Source organism: Roseateles sp., from assembly GCF_039595295.1.
GTDB lineage: Bacteria > Pseudomonadota > Gammaproteobacteria > Burkholderiales > Burkholderiaceae_C > Roseateles.
On sequence record NZ_JBCNLU010000011.1, the window covers coordinates 122,460 to 148,965 of the forward strand.

At 68.7% G+C, this 26,506-nt stretch carries 25 protein-coding genes; 6 read left to right on the top strand and 19 right to left on the bottom strand.

The genetic code is table 11. The features are described from left to right. Positions 1-178: 178 nt before the first annotated feature. The gene (locus ABDW59_RS10965; RefSeq protein WP_343629792.1) at positions 179-1,300 is read left to right on the top strand and encodes a beta-ketoacyl-ACP synthase III; all 1,122 of its coding nucleotides are present in this window, start codon (positions 179-181) and stop codon (positions 1,298-1,300) included. Positions 1,301-1,349: 49 nt separating this feature from the next. On the opposite strand, the gene ABDW59_RS10970 is transcribed toward ABDW59_RS10965, so the two are convergent. From ABDW59_RS10970 to ABDW59_RS10985, 4 genes are all read right to left on the bottom strand, one after another. Further along, entirely contained in the window at positions 1,350-2,420 is a 1,071-nt protein-coding gene (locus ABDW59_RS10970) for a ribonuclease I (protein ID WP_343629793.1), read from the bottom strand. A gap of 102 nt (positions 2,421-2,522) precedes the next feature. Continuing rightward, positions 2,523-3,359 (bottom strand): transporter, encoded by an 837-nt coding sequence (locus ABDW59_RS10975; RefSeq protein ID WP_343629794.1) that lies wholly within the window; start codon positions 3,357-3,359, stop codon positions 2,523-2,525. A 1-nt stretch (position 3,360) separates the two neighbouring features. Continuing rightward, a complete protein-coding gene (locus ABDW59_RS10980) occupies positions 3,361-5,886 on the bottom strand; it encodes a PBP1A family penicillin-binding protein (protein WP_343629795.1) in 2,526 nt (841 codons plus the stop codon). A gap of 205 nt (positions 5,887-6,091) precedes the next feature. Further along, on the bottom strand, positions 6,092-6,973 hold the full coding sequence (locus ABDW59_RS10985; protein WP_343629796.1) for a CPBP family intramembrane glutamic endopeptidase: 882 nt from the start codon (positions 6,971-6,973) through the stop codon (positions 6,092-6,094). Between the two features lie 127 nt (positions 6,974-7,100). Between ABDW59_RS10985 and sbcB the strand changes: the two genes are divergently transcribed. From sbcB to ABDW59_RS11000, 3 genes are all read left to right on the top strand, one after another. Then, a complete protein-coding gene (gene sbcB / locus ABDW59_RS10990; protein ID WP_343629797.1) occupies positions 7,101-8,561 on the top strand; it encodes an exodeoxyribonuclease I in 1,461 nt (486 codons plus the stop codon). A 145-nt stretch (positions 8,562-8,706) separates the two neighbouring features. Next, complete coding sequence (locus tag ABDW59_RS10995) at positions 8,707-9,636, top strand: sensor domain-containing diguanylate cyclase (protein ID WP_343629798.1); 930 nt, start codon at positions 8,707-8,709, stop codon at positions 9,634-9,636. 309 nt (positions 9,637-9,945) lie between these two features. After that, the gene (locus tag ABDW59_RS11000) at positions 9,946-10,251 is read left to right on the top strand and encodes a flagellar basal body protein (protein WP_343629799.1); all 306 of its coding nucleotides are present in this window, start codon (positions 9,946-9,948) and stop codon (positions 10,249-10,251) included. A gap of 124 nt (positions 10,252-10,375) precedes the next feature. Here ABDW59_RS11000 and ABDW59_RS11005 read toward each other — a convergent pair whose 3' ends face one another. From ABDW59_RS11005 to ABDW59_RS11075, 15 genes are all read right to left on the bottom strand, one after another. Further along, positions 10,376-12,325 carry a bifunctional 2',3'-cyclic-nucleotide 2'-phosphodiesterase/3'-nucleotidase gene (locus ABDW59_RS11005; RefSeq protein ID WP_343629800.1) on the bottom strand — a complete coding sequence of 650 codons (1,950 nt, stop codon included), beginning with the start codon at positions 12,323-12,325 and terminating at the stop codon, positions 10,376-10,378. Beyond that, positions 12,322-12,807 carry a GAF domain-containing protein gene (locus ABDW59_RS11010; protein WP_343629834.1) on the bottom strand — a complete coding sequence of 162 codons (486 nt, stop codon included), beginning with the start codon at positions 12,805-12,807 and terminating at the stop codon, positions 12,322-12,324. The genes ABDW59_RS11005 and ABDW59_RS11010 overlap by 4 nt, the downstream gene beginning before the upstream one ends. A gap of 120 nt (positions 12,808-12,927) precedes the next feature. Next, a complete protein-coding gene (locus ABDW59_RS11015; RefSeq protein WP_343629801.1) occupies positions 12,928-13,821 on the bottom strand; it encodes a hypothetical protein in 894 nt (297 codons plus the stop codon). Further along, entirely contained in the window at positions 13,821-15,089 is a 1,269-nt protein-coding gene (locus tag ABDW59_RS11020) for an AAA family ATPase (RefSeq protein WP_343629803.1), read from the bottom strand. The genes ABDW59_RS11015 and ABDW59_RS11020 overlap by 1 nt, the downstream gene beginning before the upstream one ends. Before the next feature lie 51 nt (positions 15,090-15,140). Further along, complete coding sequence (locus ABDW59_RS11025; protein WP_343629804.1) at positions 15,141-15,617, bottom strand: DUF2269 domain-containing protein; 477 nt, start codon at positions 15,615-15,617, stop codon at positions 15,141-15,143. A gap of 127 nt (positions 15,618-15,744) precedes the next feature. Then, complete coding sequence (locus ABDW59_RS11030) at positions 15,745-16,134, bottom strand: DoxX-like family protein (RefSeq protein WP_343629805.1); 390 nt, start codon at positions 16,132-16,134, stop codon at positions 15,745-15,747. Beyond that, complete coding sequence (locus tag ABDW59_RS11035) at positions 16,119-16,994, bottom strand: NAD-dependent epimerase/dehydratase family protein (RefSeq protein WP_343629806.1); 876 nt, start codon at positions 16,992-16,994, stop codon at positions 16,119-16,121. The genes ABDW59_RS11030 and ABDW59_RS11035 overlap by 16 nt, the downstream gene beginning before the upstream one ends. After that, positions 16,991-17,521, bottom strand: coding sequence for a DUF393 domain-containing protein (locus tag ABDW59_RS11040; RefSeq protein WP_343629807.1), 531 nt, complete (start codon positions 17,519-17,521; stop codon positions 16,991-16,993). The genes ABDW59_RS11035 and ABDW59_RS11040 overlap by 4 nt, the downstream gene beginning before the upstream one ends. 54 nt (positions 17,522-17,575) lie before the next feature. Further along, positions 17,576-18,106, bottom strand: coding sequence for a MarR family transcriptional regulator (locus ABDW59_RS11045; protein ID WP_343629808.1), 531 nt, complete (start codon positions 18,104-18,106; stop codon positions 17,576-17,578). A gap of 145 nt (positions 18,107-18,251) precedes the next feature. Beyond that, positions 18,252-20,840, bottom strand: coding sequence for a bifunctional aconitate hydratase 2/2-methylisocitrate dehydratase (acnB, locus tag ABDW59_RS11050; protein ID WP_343629809.1), 2,589 nt, complete (start codon positions 20,838-20,840; stop codon positions 18,252-18,254). A gap of 53 nt (positions 20,841-20,893) precedes the next feature. Then, entirely contained in the window at positions 20,894-21,340 is a 447-nt protein-coding gene (locus ABDW59_RS11055; protein WP_343629810.1) for a type II toxin-antitoxin system VapC family toxin, read from the bottom strand. Between the two features lie 4 nt (positions 21,341-21,344). Then, positions 21,345-21,590, bottom strand: a complete 246-nt coding sequence (locus ABDW59_RS11060) for an AbrB/MazE/SpoVT family DNA-binding domain-containing protein (RefSeq protein WP_067063946.1) — start codon at positions 21,588-21,590, stop codon at positions 21,345-21,347. Positions 21,591-21,866: 276 nt separating this feature from the next. Further along, complete coding sequence (locus ABDW59_RS11065) at positions 21,867-22,427, bottom strand: hypothetical protein (protein ID WP_343629811.1); 561 nt, start codon at positions 22,425-22,427, stop codon at positions 21,867-21,869. A 252-nt stretch (positions 22,428-22,679) separates the two neighbouring features. Then, positions 22,680-23,690, bottom strand: a complete 1,011-nt coding sequence (locus tag ABDW59_RS11070; RefSeq protein WP_343629812.1) for an aldolase/citrate lyase family protein — start codon at positions 23,688-23,690, stop codon at positions 22,680-22,682. A 181-nt stretch (positions 23,691-23,871) separates the two neighbouring features. Further along, on the bottom strand, positions 23,872-24,858 hold the full coding sequence (locus ABDW59_RS11075) for a malate dehydrogenase (RefSeq protein WP_343629813.1): 987 nt from the start codon (positions 24,856-24,858) through the stop codon (positions 23,872-23,874). 276 nt (positions 24,859-25,134) lie between these two features. Here ABDW59_RS11075 and ABDW59_RS11080 point away from each other — a divergent pair, with 276 nt between their 5' ends. After that, a complete protein-coding gene (locus ABDW59_RS11080; RefSeq protein WP_343629814.1) occupies positions 25,135-25,917 on the top strand; it encodes a GntR family transcriptional regulator in 783 nt (260 codons plus the stop codon). A 126-nt stretch (positions 25,918-26,043) separates the two neighbouring features. After that, positions 26,044-26,484, top strand: a complete 441-nt coding sequence (gene sdhC, locus ABDW59_RS11085) for a succinate dehydrogenase, cytochrome b556 subunit (RefSeq protein WP_343629815.1) — start codon at positions 26,044-26,046, stop codon at positions 26,482-26,484. Positions 26,485-26,506 lie beyond the last annotated feature (22 nt).

The following is a 26,506-nucleotide window of genomic DNA, read 5'->3' on the forward strand; positions in this document are numbered from 1 at the left end:
GACCCGGCCAAAAAAAACCGGGTCCCAAAATTTGGGCCCGGTGGCTCATTCTACGCATGAGCGGCAGGGCGCGCGCCGCGTTGCGGTGCAGCATGCACGGATCAGGGGCTTTTGAGCGCAGTTCGCTAAACTTGCGCCCCTTGACCCCATGCACGGGGCGCCACGCAAAGACAAGCACATGCACGACGTCGTCATCAGCGGGACCGGTCTCTATCAGCCTCCCCACGTCATCACCAACGCCGAGTTGGTGGAGGCCTTCAACCGCTACGTGGACCTGCAGAACGAGCAGCATGCCGAGGCCATCGCCGCCGGCACGCATCAGGCGCTGGTGCACTCCAACGTCGAGTTCATCGAGAAGGCCTCCGGCATCAAGCAGCGCTACGTGATCGAGAAGGACGGCGTGCTGGATCCGACCCGCATGTACCCGCGCTTCCAGGAACGCGCCGATGACGAGATCTCGCTGATGGCCGAGATCGCCGTGGACGCCGCCCGCAAGGCGCTGGCCGCGGCCGGCAAGCGGCCCGAGGACGTGGACGCGGTGTTCTGCTCGGCGGCCAACATGCAGCGCGCCTATCCGGCGATGGCGGTGGAGATCCAGCAGGCGCTGGGCGCGGGCGGCTACGGCTTCGACATGAACGTGGCGTGCTCGTCGGCGACCTTCGCGCTGGAGCAGGCTTACAACGCCGTGCGCTCGGGCGCGTCCAAGTGCGTGCTGATCGTGAATCCGGAGATCACCTCGGCCCACCTGGAATGGAAGGACCGCGACTGCCACTTCATCTTCGGCGACGTGTGCACGGCCATCGTGGTCGAGCGCGCCGATCTGGCCACCGCCCCTGAGCAGTGGTCCATCCTGGGCACCAAGCTGGCGACGCAGTTCTCCAACAACATCCGCAACAACTTCGGCTTCATGAACAAGGCCGAGGACAGCGATCCGGACGCGCGCGACAAGACCTTCCGCCAGGAGGGCCGCAAGGTGTTCAAGGAGGTGGTGCCCATCGCCGCCGCGCACATCGAGAACCACCTCGCGTCGCTGCACATCCAGCCGACCGACGTCAGCCGCTACTGGCTGCACCAGGCCAACCTGGGCATGAACCAGCTGGTCATCAAGAAGCTGGTCGGCGGCGAGGCCGGCGCCGAGATCGCGCCGCTGATCCTGGACACCTACGCCAACACCGCCTCGGCCGGCTCGGTGATCGCCTTCCACGAGCACCGCGCCAACCTGAAGTCCGGCGACCTGGGCGTGATCTGCTCCTTCGGCGCCGGGTACTCGGTGGGCAGCGTGGTCGTCAAGAAGCGCTGAGCGGTCCACGCCCGGCCCAGCGTCGCCTGACGCGCCGGGCGACCCTGGATCAGCGACGTCCGCTCGCCTCGATGCGGATGTCGTCGCCCTTGCAGGTCTCGCCGCCGCCGCGCTGCGGCGTGTCGCCCAGCAGCTCTTTGAGCGAGCCGCCCGCCTTGTAATCCCGCGGCAGCCGCACGCGGATCTCCGTCAGGTACTTGCCCGAGCACAGCAGGGTGACGCTGTCGCGGTACTGGTCGCTGCCGGTGGTCTCGCGCAGCTTCTCGTAGAAGGCCTTGCGGGAGATCGTCCCGCCGATGTTGGCCCGGATGTACTTGCCCGGCTCCGACTCGTCGACCTGCTTGACCAGATCGACCGCGCGCCGGAAGTAGGCGTCGGCGTTCAGCGTCGTCTGGCAGGTGCCGTGCTTGGCCCACTCGTACTGCCCGAACTTGCTCTCGTAGAGGAAGTTGGGCATCCACGGGCCGATGTAGGCGATGGTCTCGCGCGAGAGCTTCATCGGCTCGCCGCCGCAGTTGCCGTAGCTGATGCCGCAGGACTGGCGGTTGGGCCACAGGCCGTGCAGCGTCAGATGGGTCACCGTGAGCTGACCCGATTCCATCGCCTCGCATTCGGGCTTGCCGCGCTTGCCGCCGGGCGTCCATTCGCAGAAGCCGGGCTGCCAGGACATGGCCAGCACGTAGCCGTCATGCTGGTCCGGGGTCTGGCACAGCGCGCGGCCGGAGACCGGCGCCGTGGCGCCCGCCGATCCGGCTTTTCCGTTGCCCGGGGCCGGCGACGGGCTGGCCGAGCTGCCGGTGCTGGCGCCGCTGCCGCAGTCGTTCGGGACCCAGCGTTCGGCGGGCTTGGCGCCGGGAACCTCGACGCGCGTCCAACCGGCGTCATGCGATTCCAGGATCGCGTAGCCGGTGCCCGGGGACAGCTTGATGTCGCCCGGATTGGTGGACTTGCGGAAGGACTGGAAGGCCTCGCACGAGCGCGAGGCGGTGAAGGTGCCGCTGGCGGGGCCGGCCCAAGCCGAGGGCAGGGCGGCGAAGGCCATCGAGGCGATGGCCAGTTGCAGCGGGAAACGCAGGGAGCGAGCGGAGAGATGAGCGGAGAGGCGAGCGGAGAGTCGCATGAGGCGGGGGCGCGGACGGCCGGCTGAAGAGACAGCCGGCTTTGTACGTCATCTGGCCGCCGCCGGGAATGCGCCCCCGGGAGTGCGCCCCCGGGAATGACTTCAGAAGCCGACCGACACGCCCAGCCCCAGCACCCAGTCCGCGGTCTGCCGGGTCAGGCCGCGATTGAGCGAGGCGTCGAGCTGCAGCCGCTTGTCCGCCAGCCAGGTCAGGCCGGTGCCGGCCGACACGCTGCGGCCACCGTTGCGCTTGGAGGCGAGCTGATCGCCGGCGAGCTCCACGTAGCCCTTCCAGCGCTCGTTGATCGGCCAGCCCAGCGAGGCGCCCAGGATGCCACCGATGAAATGGCCGCCGCCGTCGGAGGCCTCTCGGCGGTCGCGGTACACGCCGCCGATCAGGCCGGCGGACCAGTCATGCGGCAGATCCCATTCCGCCGTCAGGCGCAGCGAGGGCCGCACGCCGTTGCCGCGGAAGGCCGCGGAGCCGCTGTCCAGGTCGGCGTGCAACAGCCAGGCCAGGCCGGGCTTGTTGCTCTCGGCGTCGCTGTCCTGCACATGCCACTTCACGCCCAGCGCGGTGTCGGCCCAGCCGCTGGCCGTCGCGGTGCCGCCGCCGTCGGTGGCGCGCAGGCGCTGATAGCCGTCCGTCTCGACGCGGAACTCCCAGTCCTGGGCGAAGCCAAAACGCAGCAGCGTCGGCGTCGACCACAGCCGGCTACGCACGCCGTCGCTCTTGTCGCGCTGATAGCCCAGGCCGGTCTCGATCAGGACCTTGCCCTTGCCGACCGTGCTGCTCGATTCCACGATGCCCGGCTGATCGGGCTCGATGGCGTCATCGGGGCCGTCCGCGGCCCAGGCCGGCGCGGCGGCCAGGAGCAGGGCGCCGATGGCGCCGACGGCGCTCATCGCGCCAGGGGTCAGGTGTTGCCGGATCGACATCTCAGCCTCCCTTTTCTCCCGCCCACCAGGACGGCGACACGCCCGACGCGGCCCGGGCCGGCGCGGGCAGCAGCGCCCCCGCCGCGCCGGGCGCCGGAGGCGGCGTCGTGCCACCGCCCGCCGGCTGCAGCGCGCCCTCCGCCCCCGGCGGCGCCGAGGCCGCGTCCGACGCCCCGAGCGCTGGCGGCATCGGGCCGATGGTCTTGAGCCCGGCGTCGCCGGCGAACTCGGTGTAGATCCAGTCCGGCCCGAACGGGCCTTCCTGCTGCGTCACGCCCTCGGACGGCGGCTGGATCTCGGACGGGGCGACGCCCTTGAGCGCCACCTGCATGTAGTCGATCCAGGCCGGCAGCGCCACGCCGCCGCCGGACTCGCCCTGGCCCAGGCTGCGCGGCTGGTCGTAGCCGATCCAGACCACCGTGGCCACGCGGCGCTGGAAGCCGGCGAACCAGGCGTCCACCGCGTCGTTGGTCGTGCCGGTCTTGCCGTACAGGTCGTAGCGCTTGAGCGCCGCGCTGGCACGATACGCCGTCCCGCGCACCGCCACCTCGTGCAGCAGCGAGCCGGTCAGATAGGCGTTGCGCTCGCTGATCGCGCGGCGGTCCTCGCTGAGCGTCTCCGGCTCGGCCTGGAACAGCACCTGGTTCTGCGCGTCGACGATCTTGGTGACCAGCAACGGCTTGAGCAGGTAGCCGCCGTTGGCGAAGACCGAATAGGCGCTGGCCATCTGCAGCGGCGTCACCGAGCCCGAGCCCAGCGCCAGCGTCAGATTTTCGGGCTGCTTGTCCGCGTCCAGCCCGAACTTGCCGGCCCAGGACCGGCCGCGCGCCGGGCCGAACTGCTCCAGCAGCCGGATGGTGACCATGTTCTTGGACTTGGCCAGCGCTTGGCGCAGCGTCATCGGGCCGTCGAACTGGCCGTCGGAGTTGCGCGGCGCCCAGTCGCCCTGGACGAAGGGCGCGTCGTCGACCAGCGTGGCCGGTCCGGCGCCGTTCTCCATCGCCATCGAGTACAGGAAGGGCTTGAAGCTGGAGCCCGGCTGGCGCCAAGCCTGGGTCGCATGGTTGAACTGGTTGCGGTTGAAGTCGAAGCCGCCCACCAGCGCCAGGATGCGGCCCGAGTCGGGCTCGACCGAGACCAGCGCGCCTTCGGCCTCGGGCGACTGCGTCACCGCCCAGGCGCCCTGGGGGAAGTCCTTGGTCGGCGCGCCGCGCAGCACGCGGATCACCGAGCCGCGCTTGATGCGCAGGTTCGGCTTGGCCTTCTCCGACAGCGCCGACTGCACCGTGCGCACGCCTTCCCCGCGGATCTCGATGTCGTCGCCGTCCTGCAGCGAGGCATAGATGCGGTTGTTGGCGACCTGCGTCACCACGGCCGCGCGCAGGTCGTCGTTGTCGGGATGCTCGTTGAGCGCCTGGGAGATCGCCGCGTCCTGCTCGGCCGCGTCCATGCCGTCGGGCAGGTCCACGTCGGCCTCGGGGCCGCGCCAGGGGCGGCGGCGCTCGTAGTCCATCAGCGTGCGGCGCAGCGCCTTGTACGCGGCGACCTGGTCGTCCATCTTCAGCGTGGTGGTCACGCGCAGGCCGCGGCTGTAGGCCTCGTCCCCATATTGGGCGTGGACGACCTGGCGCACCATCTCCGCGGCGTACTGGCCGTAGGGCAGGCGTTGGTCCTGCGCGGTGCGCAGCTTCTGCGGCTCCTCGCGGGCGTGGGCGGCCTGCTCGGGCGTGATCATCCCGACGTCGACCATGCGCTGCAGCACCACCGCCTGGCGGCGCTTGGCGGCCTTGAGGTTGCTGATCGGGTTGGCGCGGTAGGGGTTCTGCGGCAGGCCGGCCAGCATGGCGGTCTCGGCGGTGGACAGGTCCTTGAGCGACTTGCCGTAATAGGTCTGGGCGGCGGCCTCGAAGCCGTAGGCGCGCTGTCCCAGGTAGATCTGGTTCATGTAGATCTCCAGGATCTTGTCCTTGGAGAGCTGGCTCTCGATCTTGAAGGCCAGCAGGATCTCGACGAACTTGCGGGTGTAGAGCTTCTTCTTGGTCAGGTACAGATCGCGCGCCAGCTGCTGCGTGATCGTGGACGCGCCCTGGCTGCGGGACGAGGAGAACAGGTTGACCCAGAAGGCCCGCAGCATGCCGGGCACGTAGATGCCCTGGTGGTCGTAGAAGTTGGTGTCCTCGACGGCGAGCAGCGCCTGCTGCATCTCCTTGGGGATCTTCTCGATGGGGAGGTAGCTGCGGCGCTCGGCGCCGAACTCGGCCAGCAGCTCACCCTCGGCGGTGTAGACGCGCAGCGGCTGCTTGGGGTTGTAGTCGGTCAGCTGCGCCAGGTCGGGCAGGCCCGGCCAGATGATGGCGGCCGCGCCGCCGATCAGCAGCGTCAGCGCGAGCACGCCCGCGCCGGACCACACGGCGATGCGTTTCCAGGCCGGCAGCGTGCGCAGCGAGTCGCGCAGCGGACCGGTGCGCCGCCACAGCGCGAGGAAGAAGGCCTTGACGGCGTGGGCGATTCGGAGAAGCAGCGGCATCAGGGGCGCACAAGTCCAGGTCGGCGGATTATCGTCAGTCCCCGTGACCGGTTCGGCCCGGGCGCGATGTCGAAACAATCCCTACACGCAAGACACACGATTGACGATGGTGGGGCGTGGCGGGCGGCCAGCGCCCGACCTGCGCCGGGCCGGCGACCTGGGCAGGCGCTGTGCCTGGGGGCATGGCGGATGCCCCGGCTCCGGCTCAGCCGACCCGCAGGTTCAGGGTCGTGAACACCAGCGCGTTCAGGGCGAAGTGCAGGAGGATGGCGGCCTCGATCCGGCGGGTCAACGCATAGACCAGCCCGTAGCCCAGGCCCGCCAGCGTGGCGAGCCCGACGTAGGCCGCGCCGCCCGCCGCATGCGCCGCCCCGAACAGCAAAGCCGCCACGACCACCGGCAGCCAGCCGCGCGCGCCGCGCAGGTCGGTGCCGAAGCGCCGCGCCAGCAGTCCCTGGACGACGCCGCGGAAGGCGGCCTCCTCGGCGACGCAGGTCAGAAAGAGATTCGCGCTGAGGAAGAGGCCGGCGTTGTCGGGCCAGCGCAGCGTGGGCTGGCCGACGCCGGCGGCGACCGCGATCAGCCAGGGGCCGGCGAGCGTCGCGGCAACGACGGCCGGCAAGGCCCAGCCCGGCGTGCCGGACTGCGCAGCCAGCCGGCTCATCGCGATGGCGCTGCCCAGGCGGATCCGCCGCTGACGCGCGGCCAGCACCGCCAGCATCAGCATGCCGGCCGCACCCTTGTCGAAATTGAGGTACTTGAGCGTCCCTGGCCGGTCGTCGGAGGCGGACACCAGATAGCTCGGGTTCACGAAACCCGGCAACAGGTGCAGCGACAGCGCCAGCCCGAGGACCAGCATCAGCAGCAGGAAGGCGATCTCGCGGCGGGGACGGCCGGCGGCGTCCATCGTCATCCAGGCCAGCGCGGTCATCGCGCCGATCGGGGCCAGGGCGGCGACGGTGAGCTGCCCGTTCACCAGACCGGCGGTGACCGCCATGATCAGCGTGGCCAGCCAGGGCCAGGGCGCGGTCACGGGCAGCAGGGTCGTCGCGATCGACAGGCACAGGAGCAGGTGGCTGAGCGGCATCGGCGGGCGGGTCGTTTTGGAGCGGCGGGGCGCCGGGGCGCGAAGGCCGTCGGGGACGGTTTCGCGGCGGGCAAGGGCGCAGGAGTATCACCGAGCACGCGTCCCCGGTGAGGTATCGTCCCGGCCCATGCATGAGATGACTTTCTACTGGCACGACTACGAGACCTTCGGACGCGTGCCGCGCCGCGACCGACCGGCGCAGTTCGCCGGCATCCGCACCGATGCGGACCTGAACGAGATCGGCGATCCGCTGATGGTGTATTGCCAGCCCGCCACCGACTCGCTGCCCGATCCCGAGTCCTGCCTGCTGACCGGCATCCTCCCGCAGACCTGCGCGGAGCAGGGCCTGCCGGAACATCGCTTCGCCGCCGCCATCCACGAGGAACTGGCGCGTCCGGGCACGGTGGGCCTGGGCTACAACACCATCCGCTTCGACGACGAGGTCACGCGCTTCATGTTCTGGCGCAACCTCATCGATCCCTATGCCCGCGAGTGGCAGAACGACTGCGGCCGCTGGGACCTCTTGGACGTCGTCCGCTGCGCTTATGCGCTGCGACCCGAGGGCATCGAGTGGCCCAAGCACGAGGACGGCCGGCCGTCCTTCAAGCTGGAGCATCTGACGGCCGCCAACGGCTTGGCCCACGAGGCGGCGCACGATGCGCTGTCCGACGTGCGCGCCACGATCGCGCTGGCGCGCCTGATCAAGCAGAAGCAGCCGCGGCTGTGGGATTTCTGCCTGAAGCTGCGCAAGAAGGACGCGGTCTGGGGCGAGATCGGCGCCCATCGGCCCTTCCTGCACATCTCCGGCATGTACGGACCGGATCGCGGTTGCATCGCGCTGGTGTGGCCGCTGGCGCAGCACCCGACCAACAAGAACGAGCTGATCGTGTGGGACCTGTCCGCCGATCCTTCGGAATTGCTGGGTCTGGACGCCGAGACCATTCGGATGCGCATGTACACCAAGCAGGACGAGCTGCCCGACGGCGTGACCCGGCTGCCGATCAAGACCATCCACGTCAACAAGTCGCCGATCGTGATCGCATCGCTGAAGATCCTGTCGCCGGAGATGGCCCAGCGCTGGGGCTTGGACCTGGCGGCCGGCCTGGCCAACGCCGAGATCCTGGCCGCGCGCGGCGGCGAGCTGACGCGCCTGTGGCCGCAGGTGTTCCAGCGTCCGGGCGGGGGCTCGGCGGCGATCGACGTCGACGAGGATCTGTACGGCGGCTTCGTCGGCAACGAGGACCGTCGCACGCTGGAGCGCCTGCGCGGGCTGTCGGCGCAGGCGCTGGCGGACCGGGTCGCCCAGGGCAAGGCGGTCTTCGAGGACGGCCGGCTGGACGAGATCCTGTTCCGCTATCGCGCCCGCAACTTCCCTGAGACGCTGGGCTCGGTCGAGCAGGAGCGCTGGGAGCGCCATCGCGCCGAGCGTCTGCACCTGGGGCAGGGCGGGGCGCAGACGCTGGAGACCTTCTTCGAGCGCATCGACGCGCTGGGCCAGGCGGCGGAGGAATCCGACGACGAGCGGGCGCAGGAGATCCTGTCGGCGCTGTACGAGTGGGCGGAGCAGATCGCGCCGCCGCCGCCCTGACCCGCTGGAGAGGGGCCGGCCGGTATTCAAGTCGCGACTGAATCTTCAGTCGCCACCTTGATGCGCGGCCCCTGACCAGGGTCCTCTCCGGGGTTCCCAGCGCCGGTCAAAACGGGTACACCTTGGGGATTCCTCAGGAGACGACATGCAATCCCAACACGACGCCGCCGACCCGATCGCCGCCCGCATGCGGGCGCTGCTGGTGCGGGCACCGCTGGCCGTGGCCTTCGTCGCGGCCGGCCGCTTCGAGGTGGTCAGCGAGCAGTTCAACCACCTCTTCGGTCACGGGGACGAGACCGACCTGACCGGGCAGGACCAGCGCGGCGTGGTCGTCTCCGACTCCGCCCAGCAGGCGCTCCAGGCCCGCGTCGGCGCGGCTTTCGCGGCCGGGCGGCCGCTGGATGAGGAGATCGAGTTCGTCCGCCGTGACGGATCGCGCTTCTGGGGACGGCTGCAGGCGACGCCGGTGCATTGGGAGCAGCCCGCCGGCGAGGCGATGTGGGTGGTCGACGACGTCACCGCCGCGCGCACGCAGCGCATGCAGCCGACCTGGTCGGCCAAGCATGACGAGGTCACGGAGCTGGCCAACCGGCGCGAGATCGAGCGTCGACTCGCGGAGCACGTGGGCAGCCGGCGGCATGAGCCGGTGTCGGTGCTGTTCGTGGACATCGATCGCTTCAGCGACGTGGTCCAGGGCATGGGCGCGGAGGTCGCCGAGCACTTCCTGTACGGCCTCGGCCAGATGCTGGTGACCAAGGTGCGTGCGTCCGACACGGTGGCGCGGCTGGAGAACGATCATTTCGTCGTCCTGCTGCCGGACTGCGATCAGCATTACGCGCAGATCGTGGCGGAGAAGATGCGAAGTGCCATTGCCGCTTATCGGCTGCGGTGGGGTCTGCATCGCGCGCGTGTGAAGGCCAGTTTGGGCGTGGTCCAGCTGCAGCCGACGCTGGACACGGTGGACGCGGTGCTTGGCGCCGGTCAGCTGGCTTGCACCGAGGCCAAGGCCGCGGGCGGGGACAGCGTTCGGGTGTTCGTGTCCAGTGGCAGCTACGAGGAGTTGGCCGGGGCTTGAGCGCGCCGGGAGCCGGAAGAGCCTCTCCCCCGCCCTCTCCCGCAAGCGGGAGAGGGAGTTACACCGTCGGGCGTCCCACCGCTCATCCCCCTCTCCGGCTGGCGGGCGAGGGAGCGACGCTCGGGCGGCGCACAGAGGGATTGTGAAATCCGCTCAAGGGTTAACCCTTATTCGTTTGATGTGAAGAACTGGCCGGAAAACACCATTCTTTTCTAAAGATCGGCCGGGAAATGCCGATGACGGCGAATAGAGTGACCGCTTGAGGCCCGCCGGAACCACGCCGGGCCCGCGAAGACCGAGGGTTCCGCCATGTCCACGATCAGCCTGTCGACCGCCTTGTCCGGCATGTCCGCCGCCAACGAGCGGCTGCGCGCGTCCGCCAACAACGTCGCCAACACGAGCACGCCCGGCTATCGCCGCGAGCGCATCGAGGCCCAGACCGCGGAAGACGGCAACGGCGTGACCACCCAGGTCGTCAAGCTGCCCGAACCCGGCGCCGATCTGGCCGCCGACGTGGTGGAGCAGAAATCCGCCACCTACGCTTTCGTCGGCAACTTGCGCGTGCTCCAGACGCAGATCCGGGCCGAGGGCGCGCTGCTCGACATCCACGTCTGAGCGTTCTCCCGCTCCAGTAAAAACGGCCGCATCAGCGGCCGTTTGCATGTCCGGGGTCGGTCGCCTCATCGGCATCCCTCCCGCGGGCCTGGACCCAACCAGACCCAAGCCGAATAGGAGCCGATCAGGGCGCCAGCTCGAAAGTCGCGGACCCGTCGCCGTTGTCCTTGACCAGCTTGACCTGCGGCGTCTCCTTCAGGTGCGCGATCGCGCCCGTGCCGGAAACGAAACGCAGCGCCACGCCCGGCACCGGCCGGATGCGCCAGGACGGCTGACCCACCGCGGCGCTCAGCGAGGACTGCGCGGCCAGGAAATGGGCGACCGCCTCGCGGGTCTCGTCCGGCGCGTCGACCGCGACCTTGTCCGAGCCCAGCGCCGGGAAGTGGCCGCCGCCGAAGGCGCGGTAGTTGTTCGTCACCACCAGGAAGTCGGCGCGCTCGTCCAGCGGCTGACCGCGCCAGCTCAGGTCGACAACCCGATGCGCGTCCGAGACGCGCTTGCCGTCGCGGTCGAAGCGCGCCGGCTGCGTCAGGTCCAGCGCATAGCGCAGGCCGTCGTCCTGGCCCAGCATCATGTCGAAGTTGAAGCTGGGATAGTTGGTGTCGACCAGGTCCTGCTGCGCCGGACCCTGGGGGTCGATGCGGCGGAACTGGCCGGCGGACATCTCCAGCCAGTCACGCACCTGCGCGCCGCTGAGCTTCAGCACCTTGACCGTGTTCGGGTAGACGTAAAGATCGGCCACATGCTTGATCGCGACCGGGCCGGCGGGGATGTCGGTGTACTGCGTCCAGCCCTGGCGGCCGCCGGACTTGAAGGGTGCGGCGGCCGACAGCATGGGCAGTTTCTCCAGCGCCGTGCCCTGGACCGCTTTCAGCGCATAGGCCAGTTGCGCGCGCGCGACCAGGCGCACCGCGGCGCCGTCCAGCACCTGCGAGAAATAGCTCTGGATCGGCTGATCCGCCACCGCGACCTGGCTGCGGACGTAGTCCAGCGTGGCCTGGTGCTCCTTGGCGATGACGACCGCTGGCATCGGGTCGGCGTCGACCAGCGGCTTGCGGGTGGCGCGGTCGAAGATCGGGCGCAGGCTGGAGCGGCTGGCCGCCACCTTCCATTGCTTGCCCGACTGGGTCAGCGTCAGGTCCACGATGCCCAGGTGGTCGCCCCAGCGGCCCGGCATCACGGCGGGCGTGCCGAAGAGCTTGCCCTGCGCCAGGTCCACGCCCGGATAGCCGGCAAAACCGGGGCCGGGGAACTCGGTGTGGGCGTGGCCCAGCAGCAGCACGTCCACGCCCTTCACCCGGGCGAGCTGGGCGGCCATGTTCTCGGAGAGCTTGGGCAGCTCGGTCTTGTCGATGCCGGTGTGGGCGATGACGACGACCAGATCCGCGCCCTGCTTGCGCAGCGCATCGACCTGCACGCGGGCGGCGTCGACCATGTCGATCACGGTGACCTTGCCGGCCAGGTTCTGGCGGTCCCACTCCAGGATCTGCGGCGGCGTGACGCCGACCACGCCGATCTTGAGCGTGTGCGTCTTGCCGGACTTGTCGCGCATCTCGCGGGTCAGCAGCGTGCTGGGCGTGAAGGCGTGGCGGCGGCCATCGGCCTCCATCACGTTGGCGTTCAGGTAGGGGAACTGCGCGCCGGCGATGGCCTGGCGCAGGAAGGGCAGGCCGTAATTGAACTCGTGGTTGCCGAGGTTGGCGGCGTCCACGTTCAGCAGGTTGAGGATCTTGTAGGCCGGGTGGATGTCGCCGGCCTTGAGCGGCTTGACGCGGGCGACGACGTCGCCCAGCGGGTTGCCCTGCAGCAGGTCGCCGTTGTCGAAGAGCAGGCTGTTGGGCGACTCGGCGCGGGCGCGGTGGATCAGCGTGACGGTCTTGGCCAGACCGAACTCCTGCGACTCCCGATCCTGGTAGTAGTCGTAGTTCAGCAGGTTCATGTGGATGTCGCTGGTCTCCAGCACGCGCAGGCGGAGCTCCGCCGCGCGGGCCGCGAGCGGCGACATCGACAGGGCGACCAGGCCCGCGGCAACCAGCGCGCGGGTGACGCCGCTGACGGTGACGAGGCGGCTCATGCCCAGTCGGTCCCGGCGACGAGCGCGGCGATGGCGCGCTGGAAGCCCTCGCTGTCGATCGCGTCGAAGCGGGCGGGCTCGGGGCTGTCCAGGTCGAAGACGGCGCGCAGGCGGCCGTCGACGACCACCGGCAGCACGAGCTCCGAGCGGGAGGCGGCGTCGCAGGCGATGTGGCCGGGGAAGGCGTGGACGTCCTCGACCAGCTGCACTTCTTGCGTGCTGGCGCAGGCGCCGCAGACGCCGCGCTCGAAGGCGATGCGCACGCAGGCGACCTTGCCCTGGAAGGGGCCGAGGACGAGCTCGCGCTCGTTCTTGGCGTTGACCATGTAGAAGCCGGCCCAGTTCAGATGCGGGACCGAGTTGTAGACCAGCGCGGCGAACTGGGCCAGGTTGGCCAGCCAGTCGCGTTCGCCGTGCAGGACGGCTTGGGTCTGGGCGACCAGGGTGTCGTAGGAGGCGCGCTTGGCCTCGGGGCTGGTCATGTCCAGCAGGGGCGTGGGGTCGAAGCTCATGGGGCGGGATTGTCGCGGGAGAACGTGACGGCGGCGTGCCGTGGGGGCGATCGACGTCCGCGGACGCCACGTTCAGACCCGGGGTCGGATTCAGGAGCTTGACGCGACCAGGTCGGCGGCTTCCTCGAAGATCCGTTCGGCGAGCGCCGGATCCGCGCGGTGGATGCGCTCGAAGCTGCGCGCGCAATTGGCGTGCTGGGAGCGGGCCGACTGCAGACCCTGGATGACGCGCTCGGCCTTGCGCAGGCGCTCGGCGGGCTCGGTGCCGGCACGTCGGATCTCCAACTGCGGATACAGCGCGGTGATCACGATGGCGCGTTCCCGGAACAGGTTCTTGCGGGCGCCGACGTCGTCCAGCCGGAAGAACTCGATGGTCGTCAGCGCGCGATGGCGCGCATGGCCGTCCACCGGCAGCGCCACCGGCGAGGCGCCGATGAAGCCGATCAGCGTCTCAGGGTCCGCGTCGAAATCGCCGATCGGATAGATCAGCAGCGGAAGTTCGCCGGCCGCCATCTGCTCCGGAGAATCGCCCCCATGCGCCGGGGTGCCCGCGATCGGAAAGTAGTCCCGCTTCAGCGACGAGTTGCAGGGCTTGCAGGCCGCCGTGTAGTTGAAGAGGTCGTAGGGCAGCAGGTGATAGCCCGCCGATCCGGCCGGCAGCGCGGTCGGCGTCACGCCAGCGGCGTGTAGCGAGGCCGGGACCGGCCAGGGCAGGGTGCGCTTCTTGGGACGGAAGTGCTCCACGTCCTGCTCGCCCTTGCCGTGCTCGACGGACTCGAGCTTGCGCTCGCAGAACGCGCACTTGGATTCGCCCTGCAGCGCCATGTAGACGGGCTTGACCTCGCTCCAGATGGAGGAAGACTCGTCATAGCGGCCGGCGGCGCGAAAGGCGGCGGTCCGTTGCGCGGCGCGGGTCCGCCAGTCCGGGGCGAACGCGTCGACCAGCGCCGCCAGCTCGCTCCGGCTGAGGCGGTAGCCGATCATCAGGCTTGCTCCGCGCCTTTGGTCATCGCTCGCAGCACCGCCAGCGCCGCGTCACTGTCGCCCTCGCGGGCCTTGAGCGTGAGCGACTTGAGCTGCCGTTCCGGCCCTGGCGCCCGGGTCGATTGCAGGCCGAAGAACTCGGTCAGCAGCACCTGGTCCGCGTCCAAGCCATGCACCGGCGATTCGATGCGCGCCAGCTCCGTCGCCTGACGCGAGACCGGGCGCATCGTGATGATGTTCTGCCATTGCAGCGAGCCCACGATCAGCGGGCTGTGCGAGGTCACGATGAACTGCACGTTCGGCAGCGCGCGAGCCAGCGTGGGCAACGCCGTCATCTGCCACTTCGGATGCAGGTGCAGATCGATCTCGTCGACCATCACGATGCCCTGGTTCTCCACCAGCTTCTTGCCCGAGGGGCAGGTCATGCAGACGTGATGCAGCAGGTCCGCGACCCAGCCGATGAAGGCGCGGTACCCGTCCGACAGCGCAGGGAAGGGCACCCGCAGACCTTGGCGGACGAACAGGTACTCGCCGCCTTCCATCTCGCCGGTGAACTCGTAATGACCGGGGCCGAGCAAGTCGTTCATCAGGCCGACGACCTGCGCGTAGCGGCCGCGGTTGCGCGCCTGGTATTGCGGCAGCCAGGCGTTGAGCGGAATCAGCGAGTGATCGTCGCGGAACAGGCTCTGCACCCGCTGCGCCCGCGCGAAGGCGCGGCTGCTGCGCGCACCGGCGTCATAGCGTTGCTTTTCCTCGACGCGCCGTGTCGCGCCATAGCCGACGAAAAAGAGCGCATCGGAGTGCTCGCTGAAGATGGGCTGCCAGAAGTCGTCGTCATGCCCGGTCCAGACGAGGTCCTCCAGATCGCCCATGCGGCGGACTTCGACCTGCGACAGCAGCAGCGGCAGGCCGCCCAGGCCGTCCTGCGCGTGCGGCGTGAAGGCGGCGTCGATGGCGGCGCGGCCCTCCCATTCCGGGCCGAGGCGGCCGCCGCGCGAGGCGGTGGGGCCGGAGGACTCGGGCTCGGTCCGGACGAGGCGGTAGGGATACAGGCCGACGCGACCCACGGCGGGGCCCAGGCAGGCCAGCGCGATGGCCTTGAGCAGCGTGGTCTTGCCGAAGCCGTTGTTGCCCAGCAGCAGGTTGACGTTGCGCAGCGGGGGCGGCGTCAGGCCGAGGCGATCGAAGTCCTGGTCCGGGTGGATGAACTCGATGGCGGTGTTGCGGAAGGTCCGGAAGTTCTTGATCGTGATGTGGTCGATGTACATGCGGGGGTCCCGGACGCTGGCCGCGACATGGTACCTAAGCGCCGGTGGCGCTCAGCCCCACAGCACAGGCTTGTTCACCATCAGATAGAAGACCGCCAGCACCGCGAGGAAGGCCGGATAGCCCAGGCCCTCCCACCAGCGCGCGTAGCGCCAGTAGCGCGCGGGCAGGGCCTGGCCGCTGGCCAGCGCGGCGTCGGCCATCTTGGAGAGCTCGATCTGCAGCCACAGCACCGGCAGCCAGCACGCGCCCGCGAGCAGGTACAGCGCGATGGACAGGGCCAGCCAGGGCGTGTCCAGCGACCAGCCGGCCTGCATCGCGAGCCACACCCCGGTGACCGGCTGCACGATCACCGCCGGCGTGGTGAACCAGAGATCGGCACGCTTCACCAGCCGCGCGACCACCGCCTGCGCGGCCAATGAGCCGCTGCGGTTCGCGAAGAACAGATAGAAGGCCGAGCCGAAGCCGGTCCCCGCCAGCAGCACGCTGGAGACGATGTGCAGCCACTTGATGACGAGATAGGTGTTCATGAGGTCCTCCCTGGGGTCGGGTCTTGTTGTCGTCGGGGCCGGTTGTCGATCTGGTTGTCGAGGTCGTCGCTGATGTCGTTGCCGTGGTCGGTCGCGTCGCACCGGGCGGGATTCTGTCGTGGCGGGCTCAGGCCGGGGCGTCCTCGTCCAGGATCAGCAGGAGCACCGCGATCGGCAGGTTCTTGCTGAGGCAGCCTAGCGGATCCAGCCACAGCGAGGGCAGGATCAGCGTGGCGACCACGGTCATCATCAGCATCACCGCGCCCGCGAGCCGATAGACCCAGCGGCGGTGCCAGCGCCACATCGCCAGTCCGATGAACAGGTCCGCCAGCGCGCCCGCGACGATCAGCGGCGCGATCCAGCGCTCCGGCGTGGCGGCTGCCTCGAGCAGATCGCGGCTGCGGCCGTCGAGCTCGATCAGGCTGACGGCGGCCGTCGCGAGCCACAGCGCGATCAGCACGCCCCGCGCCAACACGCGCGTGCGGCGATGGCGGAAGTTGATCAGGCCGATGCCCATGCGGCCTCCATGAATTGCTCGACGGGAATCGGCGCGCGGCCCAGCACGCGGGCGAAGGCCTGCGCGTCGCCGACGTTCTCCTGCTCCAGCAAGGACAGGGCCTCGCTGCTCCAGGGCTGGGCGCTGACGAGGTCGCCCAGGCGGGCGCTCCAGCGGCTGGGGGTGGCGGGCAGCGGGATCACGGTCGCGGGGCCGCGGCCGAGTTGGCGGCGCAACTCGGCCAGGTACTCGGCCAGGGTCAGCGCACGTGGCCCGACGGCGGTGACGACCTCGGGGCCGCCGTCCTGCAGCAGGCGCAGCACGGCGAGCGCCACGTCCGGCACGGCGACCGGCTGCACGCGGGCGTTCACGGCGGCGCGCGGCAGGACCAGCAGGGGCAGCTTCGCCAGCGTCATGAAGAGCGCGGTGCTGGCGCCGCCGCGGCCGAAGACGATGCTCGGACGCAGCACGATGCCGTCGAGCCGGCCCTCGGCGCGCAGGCGCAGCAGGACCTCGTCGGCGGCGCGCTTGGTCGACGCATAGCGGGTGTCGCTGCGGTCGACGCCGTTGGCCGACACCTGCACCACGCGCGCCACGCCGGCCCGGGCGCAGGCCTCGAAGAGCGCGGCCGGTGTCTGGTGGTGGATGGGGTCGAGCTTGCGGGTGCCGGTGTCGCGCAGGATGCCGACCGCGTTGACGACGGCGTCGAAGCCGGCGACGCGCGGCTCCCAGGTCTTGGGGTCGAGGTCGCGTTGGAAGTCTTGCGTGCGGGAGCTGCCCTCGGTGACCGAGAGACCGGCCTCTCGCAGCGTGCGCACGATGCGCCGGCCGAGGAAGCCGCTGGCGCCGCAGACGAGGACGGAGCGGATGGTGGGGGTCATGAGCGGTCTCCCGGTTGATGGAGGGGCGTGCGGTCAGGGCCGTGATCCGCAGGCGGGGTGGAGTTTGTCCGGACGGGGATCTCGCACAGGCCGTCTTGGCAGGCGGAAGCGCCGGCACGCCGTTCGGCCGCGCGCCGCAAACCGCCTTCAACGATGAGCCGGACCAGCGGACGCGGAATGCGATAGCGGTTGCGCGCGAGGATGGGATAGGCCCAGTCGCAGAACCCGCGCAGACCCGGCGCGCCCATCAGCCGAGCGAGTCCCCGCAGTCGGGCACCGTCGTACACCAGACGCAGCGCCGGGGCGCCTTTGACGACCTGGCCATCGGCGCGCCGCACATGCAGCAATGCGAGCAGATCCGGCATCGTCGTGCCTGGTGGCAGCTCGCTGAAGCCCGGAGCGGCAATGTCCTCGAAGCGCAGCAACTGGTCGACGTTGCGCAGCATCAGGTTGCGCATCTCGGCCATGCAGATCGGGCAGGCGCCATCGAAGTAGATGGTCAGCGGATAGATCGCGTGGTGGTTCATGATTTGTCCGATATTTCAGTATTTGCAGAAATTTACGGCCAAAAAAAGGGCGGGTCAGGACCCGTCCCCACGGACGAAGCGCTGAACGCTCGCGCCCAGCTTGAGCACCTTCTCCAGCGTGCTGGGGGAGAGCCGCATCATCTCGTCCGACCAGGCGCCCAGCGTTTCCATGAAGCGCAGCGCCTCGCGCACGCGGTCCTGGGCGTCCGGGGATTCCTGGTCGAACTGCTCGTCCTTCACCAGCTCGCCCAGCATGCGCACCGTCGGGTCGAACTCGCGATGCTTGCGCTCCCGCACGATGGTGCGGAACAGCTCCCACACGTCCACCGAGGTCTCGAAGTAATCCCGGCGGTCGCCCAGCACGTGGGTGACGCGAATCAGGTTCCAGCTGGTCAGCTCCTTGAGACTGGTGCTGACGTTGGAGCGCGCCACCGAGAGCGTCTCCGCGAGCTGCTCGGCATTGAGCGGCTGGCCGTGGAAGTAGAGCAGGGCGTGGATCTGCGCCACAGTGCGATTCACACCCCAGGCGCTGCCCATCTCGCCCCAGTGCAGGACGAATCGGCGGGCGGTGTTGCTGAGTTCCATGCGGCGAAGTGTAGAACGACAGAAATTTCTGTCAACAAAGAAATTACGATTCAAAGGAGAGGGCCCGGAGGCGTTTGCCTCGGGGCCCTGGGAGGCAGGGGACTCAAAATCCCCCGCGGTCTTCAGCCGCTGAGCGGCCGATCGATCAGGCGACCGTCTTGGCCGTGTCCGCGTATTCCTCGATCTGGTCGAAGTTCATGTAGCGGTAAACGCTGGCCTTGTCGGCGTCGATCACGCCCATTTCCTTCAGGTACTCCTCCTTGGTCGGCAGCCGGCCCAGGCGCGAGGCGATGGCAGCCAGTTCCGCCGAGCCCAGGAACACGTTCGTGTTCTTGCCCAGACGGTTGGGGAAGTTGCGGGTCGAGGTCGAGATGACCGTCGCGCCTTCGCGGACCTGCGCCTGGTTGCCCATGCACAGCGAGCAGCCCGGCATTTCGGTGCGCGCGCCGGCGGTGCCGAAGGCGGCGTAATGGCCTTCCTTGATCAGCTCGCTCTGGTCCATCTTGGTCGGCGGGGCGACCCACAGCTTGACCGGAATGTCGCGCTGGCCGCCCAGCAGCTTGGCCGCCGCGCGGAAGTGACCGATGTTGGTCATGCACGAGCCGATGAAGGCTTCGTCGATCTTCGTGCCGGCGACTTCGGACAGCACCTTGGCGTCATCCGGGTCGTTCGGGCAGCAGACGATGGGCTCGGTGATGTCGGCCAGATCGATCTCGATCACGGCGGCGTACTCGGCGTCCTTGTCCGCTTCCAGCAGGTCCGGCTTGGCCAGCCAGGCTTCGACCTTCTCGATGCGGCGCTGCAGCGTCTTCGCGTCGGCATAGCCGTCGGCGATCATGTTCTTCATCAGGACGACGTTGGAGCTCAGGTACTCCTTGATCGGCGCCGGATTCAGCTTGATCGTGCAACCGGCGGCGGAGCGCTCGGCCGAGGCGTCGGACAGCTCGAAGGCCTGTTCCACCTTGAGGTCGGGCAGACCTTCGATTTCCAGGATGCGGCCCGAGAAGATGTTCTTCTTGCCGGCCTTGGCCACGGTCAGCAAACCGGCCTTGATCGCGTACAGCGGGATCGCATGGACCAGGTCACGCAGCGTGACGCCCGGCTGCATCTCGCCCTTGAAGCGGACCAGCACCGATTCCGGCATGTCCAGCGGCATCACGCCGGTCGCGGCGCCGAAGGCCACCAGGCCCGAACCCGCCGGGAACGAGATACCGATCGGGAAGCGGGTGTGCGAGTCGCCGCCGGTGCCGACGGTGTCGGGCAGCAGCAGACGGTTCAGCCAGCTGTGGATCACGCCGTCGCCCGGACGCAGGGCCACGCCGCCGCGGTTGGAGATGAAGGCGGGCAGCTCACGGTGCGTCTTGACGTCGACCGGCTTCGGATAGGCGGCCGTGTGGCAGAAGGACTGCATCACCAGGTCGGCGGAGAAGCCCAGGCAAGCCAGATCCTTGAGCTCGTCGCGGGTCATCGGGCCGGTCGTGTCCTGCGAGCCGACGGTGGTCATCTTGGGCTCGCAGTAGGTGCCCGGGCGCACGCCCTGGCCTTCCGGCAGGCCAACCGCGCGGCCGACCATCTTCTGCGCCAGCGTGAAGCCGGCCTTGGTCTCGGCCGGGGCTTGCGGCAGGCGGAACAGCGTCGAAGCGGGCAGGCCCAGGAACTCGCGCGCCTTGGCGGTCAGCGAGCGGCCGATGATCAGGTTGATCCGGCCGCCGGCGCGGACTTCGTCGAACAGCACGTCGCTCTTGAGCTTGAACTCGGCGACGGTCTCGCCGTTCTTCACCAGCTTGCCGTCATAAGGCAGCACGTCGATGACGTCGCCCATCTCCAGCTTGGACACGTCGACCTCGATGGGCAGCGAGCCCGAGTCTTCCTGCGTGTTGAAGAAGATGGGGGCGATCTTGCCGCCCAGCGTCACGCCGCCGAAGCGCTTGTTCGGGACGAAGGGGATGTCCTGGCCGGTGGCCCAGATCACCGAGTTGGTCGCCGACTTGCGCGAGGAGCCGGTGCCGACCACGTCGCCGACGTACGCCACGATGTGGCCCTTCTTCTTCAGGTCCTCGATGAACTGCATCGGGCCGCGCTTGCCGTCTTCTTCCGGCTTGAAGGCCGCGTCCGGACGCGTGTTCTTCAGCATCGCCAGGTAATGCAGCGGGATGTCCGGGCGGCTCCAGGCGTCCGGCGCCGGGGACAGGTCGTCAGTATTCGTTTCGCCGGGGACCTTGAAGACGGTGATGGTGATCTTCTTCTCGACTTCCGGACGCGAGGTGAACCACTCGGCGTCGGCCCAGCTCTGCATCACTTCCTTGGCCTTGGCGTTGCCGGCCTTGGCCTTGCTCGCCACGTCGTTGAAGTAGTCGAACATCAGCAGGGTCTTCTTCAGACCGTCGGCCGCGACGCCGGCGACTTCGGCGTCGTCCAGCAGCTCGATCAGCGGATGCACGTTGTAGCCGCCGACCATGGTGCCCAGCAGCTCGGTGGCCTTGGCCTTGGAGATCAGGCCGACCTTCAGATCACCGTGCGCGACGGCGGCCAGGAAGCTGGCCTTGACCTTGGCGGCGTCGTCCACGCCCGGGGGCACCCGGTGCGTCAGCAGGTCCAGCAGGAACGCGTCTTCGCCGGCGGGCGGGTTCTTGATCAGCTCGATCAGCTCGGCAACTTGCTTCGCGTCGAGCGGCAGCGGCGGGATGCCGAGGGCGGCGCGCTCGGCTTCATGTTGGCGGTAGGCTTGCAGCATGCGAACTCCAGTTTCTGTGGTCTCTGCTTGGGTCGGAAAGCGGGTCTCGGGGGTCAGGTCGCGCTGGGCACGATGACCTTCAGGCCCTTGAAATAGTCTCGGAAGAATCCCTGGTCGCGGGTGATCAGGCCCTCGCATTGCAGCATCGCGTGGGCGCCGACCAGGAAGTCGGGCATGGCCTTGGACGCCGCATCGGGCGTGCCACTCGCGGCGGTCTTGCCGGCGGCCTTCTCGGCCAGGCGCTGCTTGAACTTGCGTTGCATCTCGCCGGCACGGATGGCGGCGCGCTGGTCGATGGCCAGGAAGCGCAGGCCCATTTCCTCCAGCGCGTCCATCACCTCGGAGCCATGGCCCAGGCCCGCGGTGACCTCGGTCAGCACGACGTCGCACAGCACCACCGGGCCGCTGGACAGCGCCAGCCGCAGCGCGGCCTCGGCCGCGTCCGCGCCGGGCGCGTCGCCCAGGAGGTCGATGAGGACGGAGCTGTCGACGGCGATCATCGGATCAGGCCTCCGAGGCCTCGTCGGAAGAGCGGCCGCGCAGATCGCGCATGACGTCGTCGGTGGTCGTGCCCTCGGGCAGCTTGAAGCGGCCGCGGGCGCGGGAGATGGCGTCGTCGACGTTCTTGCGCAGGATGATGCGGGCGCCGTCCAGCTCGACCTTGAGCGTGGTGCCCTTGGTCAGGCCCAGCGCGTCGCGGACGGCTTTGGGCAAGGTGATCTGACCTCGTTCGGCGACGGTGGCTTCCATGCTGCGGGCTCCTGGCAATCCTGGGAGATGAGGCGACGGGCTTGGCGGATTCATGACCGGTCATGTACGGGTCATGTGGGGTACGACACCGCGGGTATGACTCGGAAAGTATGCATTGATTGTACGTACTTTCAGCTCATGAAAGCCAGCGCGTCTCCCGGAAGCCCGACAGCGCCAGTATGGATAGCGCAGCGGCAGCGTGGAGGTGGCGGACTGGCCCTGCGCTCATGAAAAAGCCGCCTCGAGGGCGGCTTTCGGTCCGGCGAGCGGCGCGGCTCAGTTCGCGCTCGGCGTGATGCCCAGGCCCGGACCGGCGGGCGCCGACGAGGCGCGGGCGGCCTCGATGGCGGCGCGCTGCTCGGGGTGGATGCAGTCGTCGACCAGGCGCTGGCCGACCTTCACATCCAGCAGCATGGACTTGTTGGCGATCTGGACCATCAGCGTGCGACCGGTGATGTCTTCCAGGCGCAGCGCGCCGGTGGAGGACAGCACCGGCTTCATCGTCAGCACTTCCTTCTTGTAGGCCACGTCGATGTAGCCGGCGTGCTTGGGATTGGGCTCGATGTCGATGGTCTGCTTGAACTCGCACTCGTACTTGCCGAGATAAGCCTGCTTGGCGGCGGCGAGCTGCTCTTCGTTGGCTTCCGGCAGTGGGGGCGGCGGAGGCGGGGTCTTGGCGACCGGCTTGCGCGACTTGGCCGGCGTCGCGGGCTTGGCCTTGGCGGCGGCGGGCTTGGCCGGCGTGCCGTTGGCGGCGGGTTGGGCGGCGGCGATGCCGGTGGTCAGCGTCAGCGCGGCGGCAGCGGCGCCGGTCAGGAGGAGGGCGGTCAGTCGCATTCGGAGATGGAGGTGAGGGACCCGGAAAAACACCCGCTCATGCGGGTGCTCGAAAAAGCGGAAAAGCAAAGACGCCGGAGCGCGGCGATGCGCGATTGTCACCGCTCGGGCAGGGCTGGAAGCGGCGAATTAATGTGTCAAAGGGTTGGATGACCCTAGGGCAATCACTGCTTGTGCGCGCCGCGACGCGCGGCGGGCGCCAGAGGCGTGAACGCGGCGTGAAGTTGGAGGAGGCCTCGTCTGGCCCACCGTTCAGAGCGGCGACGGAATCGGCGCGAACCAGGCCTGCTGGACTTCCATCGGCAGGTCCTGCCCCGTGCTGTGCGCGCGCTGCAGCAGGTGCCAGAACAGCCGGTAGCTCGCGCGGTCATGCAGCATGTCGCGATGCTGGATGGGTGCCCATTGCGCGGCCTGCGCGGCGAGCAGGATCTCGATGGCTTCGTCGATCTCCGCGACGCTGGGCGCGAACGCCTCGATGATGGGCTGGATCTGATTCGGATGGATGCTCCACATCCGCGTGTAGCCGAACTCGCGGGCGGCGCGCTCGGCGGCGGACTGGATGGCGCGCTCGCTCTTGAACTCGGTCACGACGCAGTGCGAAGGGGTCTTGCCGAAGGCGTGCGCGGCCGCGGCGATCTCCAGCTTGGCGCGGCGCACCAGCGGATGGGTGAACTGGCCCTCCACCGTCAGCGCCGAGCGCGGAATCGCGCCGCGATGCGCGGAGACGAAGTCCATCAGCCCGAAGGACAGCGACTCGATGCGCGGATGGGCGGCGATGGCCGTCGCGTCGCGCAGCGCGCCGTGCGTCTCGATGAGCGTGTGCAGCGGCAGCGGCTTGCGGATCTGATGGCGCGCGAGCGCGGCGTCGATGAGGTCGATCGCGCGTTGCAGATCCGCCAGGCCCTCGGGCTTGGGGATCATCAGGTAGGCGAGCTTCTCGCCGCCGGCGGCGATCACGGCCTCGACGTCGGCCTCGAAGGCCGGATGCGCGACCGGATGCACGCGCACGCCGACGCGGCCATGCGCGTTCAGCGGGCCGTTCAGCAGATGCAGCACCAGCAGCATGTGCTCGGCCTCGCCGCCGACGGGCGCGCCGTCCTCGCAATCCAGCGTGATGTCGAACACCGGGCCCATCGCGACCTGCAGCTCCAGGCTCTTGATCATGCGGGCCTCAACGCCGCAGTAATGGTCGACCACTGGCAGGACCGTGGGCGCGCGGCCTTCCTCGAAGAGGGCGTCGGCGGGATGAAGGGCGGTGCTCATCGGCGGTGTTCCGGGATCGAGAATGAAGAAGGGCCGGTGTCCTTGCGGAACACCGGCCCAACGATACTGCCTCGGCGGCTGGCCGGCGAAGCCTGGCCGTTCTCAAGCAGAGCACGGGGATCTGGCTTTGCCAGGCCCCGGAGCTGCCCCTTGAGGGGCCGCCGAAGGCGGTAGGGGTGGTTTACAGAAGGTGCTTGACGCCGTTCTGCTCTTCCAGCAGCTCGTTCAGCGTCTTGTTGATGCACTCTTGCGAGAAGGCGTCGATCTCCAGGCCTTGGACGATCTTGTACTCGCCGTTCTCGACCGTCACGGGGTAGCCGAACATGACTTCCTTGGGGATGCCGTACTCGCCGTTCGACGGGATGCCCATCGTGACCCACTTGCCGTTGGTGCCCAGGGCCCAGTCACGCATGTGGTCGATGGCGGCATTGGCGGCCGAGGCGGCCGACGACAGGCCGCGAGCGGCGATGATCGCCGCGCCGCGCTTGCCGACGGTCGGCAGGAAGGTGTTGCGGTTCCACTCTTCGTCGTTGATCAGGTCCTTGACCGACTGGCCGTCGATGGTGGCGTAGCGGTAGTCCGCGTACATCGTCGGCGAGTGGTTGCCCCACACGGCCAGCTTCTCGATGCCGGCGACCGGCTTGCCGGTCTTGGCGGCGATCTGCGAAGCGGCGCGGTTGTGGTCCAGGCGCAGCATGGCGGTGAAGTTCTTGGCCGGCAGATCCGGGGCCGACTTCATCGCGATGTAGGCGTTGGTGTTGGCCGGGTTGCCGACCACCAGCACGCGCACGTTGCGCGAGGCGACGGCGTTCAGGGCCTTGCCTTGCACCGTGAAGATCTGGGCGTTGGCGGCCAGCAGGTCCGAACGCTCCATGCCCGGGCCGCGCGGACGCGCGCCGACCAGCAGCGCGTAGTCGGTGTCCTTGAAGGCGGTCATCGGATCGCTGTGGGCTTCGATGCCGGCCAGCAGCGGGAAGGCGCAGTCTTCCAGCTCCATGATCACGCCCTTGAGCGCGTTCTGGGCCTTCTCGTCGGGGATCTCCAGCAGCTGCAGGATGACGGGCTGGTCCTTGCCCAGCATTTCGCCGGACGCGATGCGGAACAGCAGGGCGTAGCCGATCTGGCCGGCGGCGCCGGTGACGGCGACGCGAACGGGTTTCTTGCTCATCAGAGGTCTCCGAGAAGTGCGAGTGAATTGATGCGGGAGGCGCGCAGCGCGCCTGGCGGCGGCAAGTGTAGGCCAGCAGGGCCGCGGCACGCATGTCGATAGGGTCTTCTTCGCCCACCGCCGCCCGGGACGTCCCTCTAAAAAGCCATCGCCGCCCCTCTGGGGCGGGCGCATTGCGTCAATCTGACACTCTTGTGTCTTATATAAGACTAATCTCCTCGGACTCCCGCTTGGAAGATGGACGCTGACGCCGCGTTTGTGCTCGAATGCCGGCCCATGTCGCCCCCCGCCGCACCGGTCCATCCCGTGACGCCGCTCAATGAGCTGGCGCGCGCGGAGGCCGCGCCGTCCTTCAGCCCGCTGTATCGGCAGATCAAGGGGTTGATCCTCAAGGGCCTGCAGGCCGGCGAGTGGAAGGCGGGCGAGATCATCCCCAGCGAGATGGAGCTGGCCGCGCGTTTCGGCGTGAGCCAGGGCACCGTCCGCAAGGCTGTCGACGAGTTGGCCTCCGACAACCTGCTGGTGCGCAAGCAAGGGAAGGGGACCTACGTCGCCACCCACGCCGAGCAGCAGCAGCAGTACCGCTTCCTGCGGCTGACGCCGGAGGGCGACGCGTCCGCGACGCTCGGCCGCCAGCTGCTGGATTGCCGCCGTCAGCGCGCGCCCGCCTGGATCGCCAAACTGATGCAACTGCGCGCGGGCGATCCGGTGATCGAGATCCGCCGGCTGCTGCACAGCGACGGCCGGCCGGTGGTGCTCGACGACATCTGGCTGCCCGGCGCGCTGTTCAAGGGTCTGACGACCGAGCGGCTGCTGGAGCATCGCGGACCCTTTTACGGTCTGCTCGAAACCGAATTCGGCGTGCACATGATTCGCGCGCAGGAAAAGATCCGGGCGGTCGCGGCGGACGAAGAATCCGCCGCGCCGCTGCAGGTAGCGCTGGGCAGTCCGCTGCTGAGCGTGGAGCGGCTCTCCTTCACCTACGGCGACAAGCCGGTGGAGTTGCGCCGCGGTCTCTACAACACCTCCCATCACTTCTATCGCAACGACCTGAATTGATTCTTTCGCATGGCCTCGCTGACGTTTTCATGGCACGCCATGAGCGCGATAGGCGAACCAGACACCCTTCGGGGGTGTTGCGTTGCAATAAAATCTTCGGGTTTCACATCCATTACAAGGTCGGACATGACGGACGCCACCCAAGCCACCAAGAAGAAACGACCGGTCTACACCAACATCCACGTGACGCAGATCGTGTCGTATCGCTTGCCTCCGGCGGGCATCGTCTCGATCCTGCATCGCATCAGCGGCCTGCTGATGTTCTTCCTGCTCCCGTTCGTGATCTGGATGTTCGACACCAGCCTCACGTCGGAGATCTCGTACGAGACCTTCACCGCCGCATTCGTGTCCGGCATCGGCTTCCTGCCCGGCTGGTTCATCAAGCTGGTGGCGCTGGCGCTGATCTGGGGCTATCTGCATCACTTCATCGCCGGCGTGCGTCACCTGTACATGGACGCGACGCACAGCGTGAGCAAGGAATTCGGCAAGAGCAGCGCGGTCGCGACGCTGGTGCTGAGCGTCGTGCTGACCCTGGCGCTGGGCGCCAAGCTGTTCGGCCTGTATTGATTCCGCCGCGATCGCGCGGCCG

What these genes read in the sequence shown, in the direction of transcription:
- ABDW59_RS11015 (WP_343629801.1), bottom strand. Translation starts at nt 13,821, where the DNA reads ATGATCGGCTACCGCCTCAGCCGGAGCGAGCTGGCGGCGCTGGTCGAC.
- ABDW59_RS10965 (WP_343629792.1), top strand. Translation starts at nt 179, where the DNA reads ATGCACGACGTCGTCATCAGCGGGACCGGTCTCTATCAGCCTCCCCAC.
- ABDW59_RS11025 (WP_343629804.1), bottom strand. Translation starts at nt 15,617, where the DNA reads ATGAACACCTATCTCGTCATCAAGTGGCTGCACATCGTCTCCAGCGTG.
- ABDW59_RS11045 (WP_343629808.1), bottom strand. Translation starts at nt 18,106, where the DNA reads ATGGAACTCAGCAACACCGCCCGCCGATTCGTCCTGCACTGGGGCGAG.
- ABDW59_RS11035 (WP_343629806.1), bottom strand. Translation starts at nt 16,994, where the DNA reads ATGACCCCCACCATCCGCTCCGTCCTCGTCTGCGGCGCCAGCGGCTTC.
- ABDW59_RS10985 (WP_343629796.1), bottom strand. Translation starts at nt 6,973, where the DNA reads ATGCCGCTCAGCCACCTGCTCCTGTGCCTGTCGATCGCGACGACCCTG.
- ABDW59_RS11060 (WP_067063946.1), bottom strand. Translation starts at nt 21,590, where the DNA reads ATGGAAGCCACCGTCGCCGAACGAGGTCAGATCACCTTGCCCAAAGCC.
- ABDW59_RS10980 (WP_343629795.1), bottom strand. Translation starts at nt 5,886, where the DNA reads ATGCCGCTGCTTCTCCGAATCGCCCACGCCGTCAAGGCCTTCTTCCTC.
- ABDW59_RS10975 (WP_343629794.1), bottom strand. Translation starts at nt 3,359, where the DNA reads ATGTCGATCCGGCAACACCTGACCCCTGGCGCGATGAGCGCCGTCGGC.
- ABDW59_RS11005 (WP_343629800.1), bottom strand. Translation starts at nt 12,325, where the DNA reads ATGAGCCGCCTCGTCACCGTCAGCGGCGTCACCCGCGCGCTGGTTGCC.
- sdhC (WP_343629815.1), top strand. Translation starts at nt 26,044, where the DNA reads ATGACGGACGCCACCCAAGCCACCAAGAAGAAACGACCGGTCTACACC.
- ABDW59_RS11080 (WP_343629814.1), top strand. Translation starts at nt 25,135, where the DNA reads ATGTCGCCCCCCGCCGCACCGGTCCATCCCGTGACGCCGCTCAATGAG.
- ABDW59_RS11000 (WP_343629799.1), top strand. Translation starts at nt 9,946, where the DNA reads ATGTCCACGATCAGCCTGTCGACCGCCTTGTCCGGCATGTCCGCCGCC.
- ABDW59_RS11075 (WP_343629813.1), bottom strand. Translation starts at nt 24,858, where the DNA reads ATGAGCAAGAAACCCGTTCGCGTCGCCGTCACCGGCGCCGCCGGCCAG.
- ABDW59_RS11070 (WP_343629812.1), bottom strand. Translation starts at nt 23,690, where the DNA reads ATGAGCACCGCCCTTCATCCCGCCGACGCCCTCTTCGAGGAAGGCCGC.
- ABDW59_RS10970 (WP_343629793.1), bottom strand. Translation starts at nt 2,420, where the DNA reads ATGCGACTCTCCGCTCGCCTCTCCGCTCATCTCTCCGCTCGCTCCCTG.
- ABDW59_RS11065 (WP_343629811.1), bottom strand. Translation starts at nt 22,427, where the DNA reads ATGCGACTGACCGCCCTCCTCCTGACCGGCGCCGCTGCCGCCGCGCTG.
- ABDW59_RS11055 (WP_343629810.1), bottom strand. Translation starts at nt 21,340, where the DNA reads ATGATCGCCGTCGACAGCTCCGTCCTCATCGACCTCCTGGGCGACGCG.
- ABDW59_RS11030 (WP_343629805.1), bottom strand. Translation starts at nt 16,134, where the DNA reads ATGGGCATCGGCCTGATCAACTTCCGCCATCGCCGCACGCGCGTGTTG.
- ABDW59_RS10995 (WP_343629798.1), top strand. Translation starts at nt 8,707, where the DNA reads ATGCAATCCCAACACGACGCCGCCGACCCGATCGCCGCCCGCATGCGG.
- sbcB (WP_343629797.1), top strand. Translation starts at nt 7,101, where the DNA reads ATGCATGAGATGACTTTCTACTGGCACGACTACGAGACCTTCGGACGC.
- ABDW59_RS11020 (WP_343629803.1), bottom strand. Translation starts at nt 15,089, where the DNA reads ATGTACATCGACCACATCACGATCAAGAACTTCCGGACCTTCCGCAAC.
- acnB (WP_343629809.1), bottom strand. Translation starts at nt 20,840, where the DNA reads ATGCTGCAAGCCTACCGCCAACATGAAGCCGAGCGCGCCGCCCTCGGC.
- ABDW59_RS11040 (WP_343629807.1), bottom strand. Translation starts at nt 17,521, where the DNA reads ATGAACCACCACGCGATCTATCCGCTGACCATCTACTTCGATGGCGCC.
- ABDW59_RS11010 (WP_343629834.1), bottom strand. Translation starts at nt 12,807, where the DNA reads ATGACCAGCCCCGAGGCCAAGCGCGCCTCCTACGACACCCTGGTCGCC.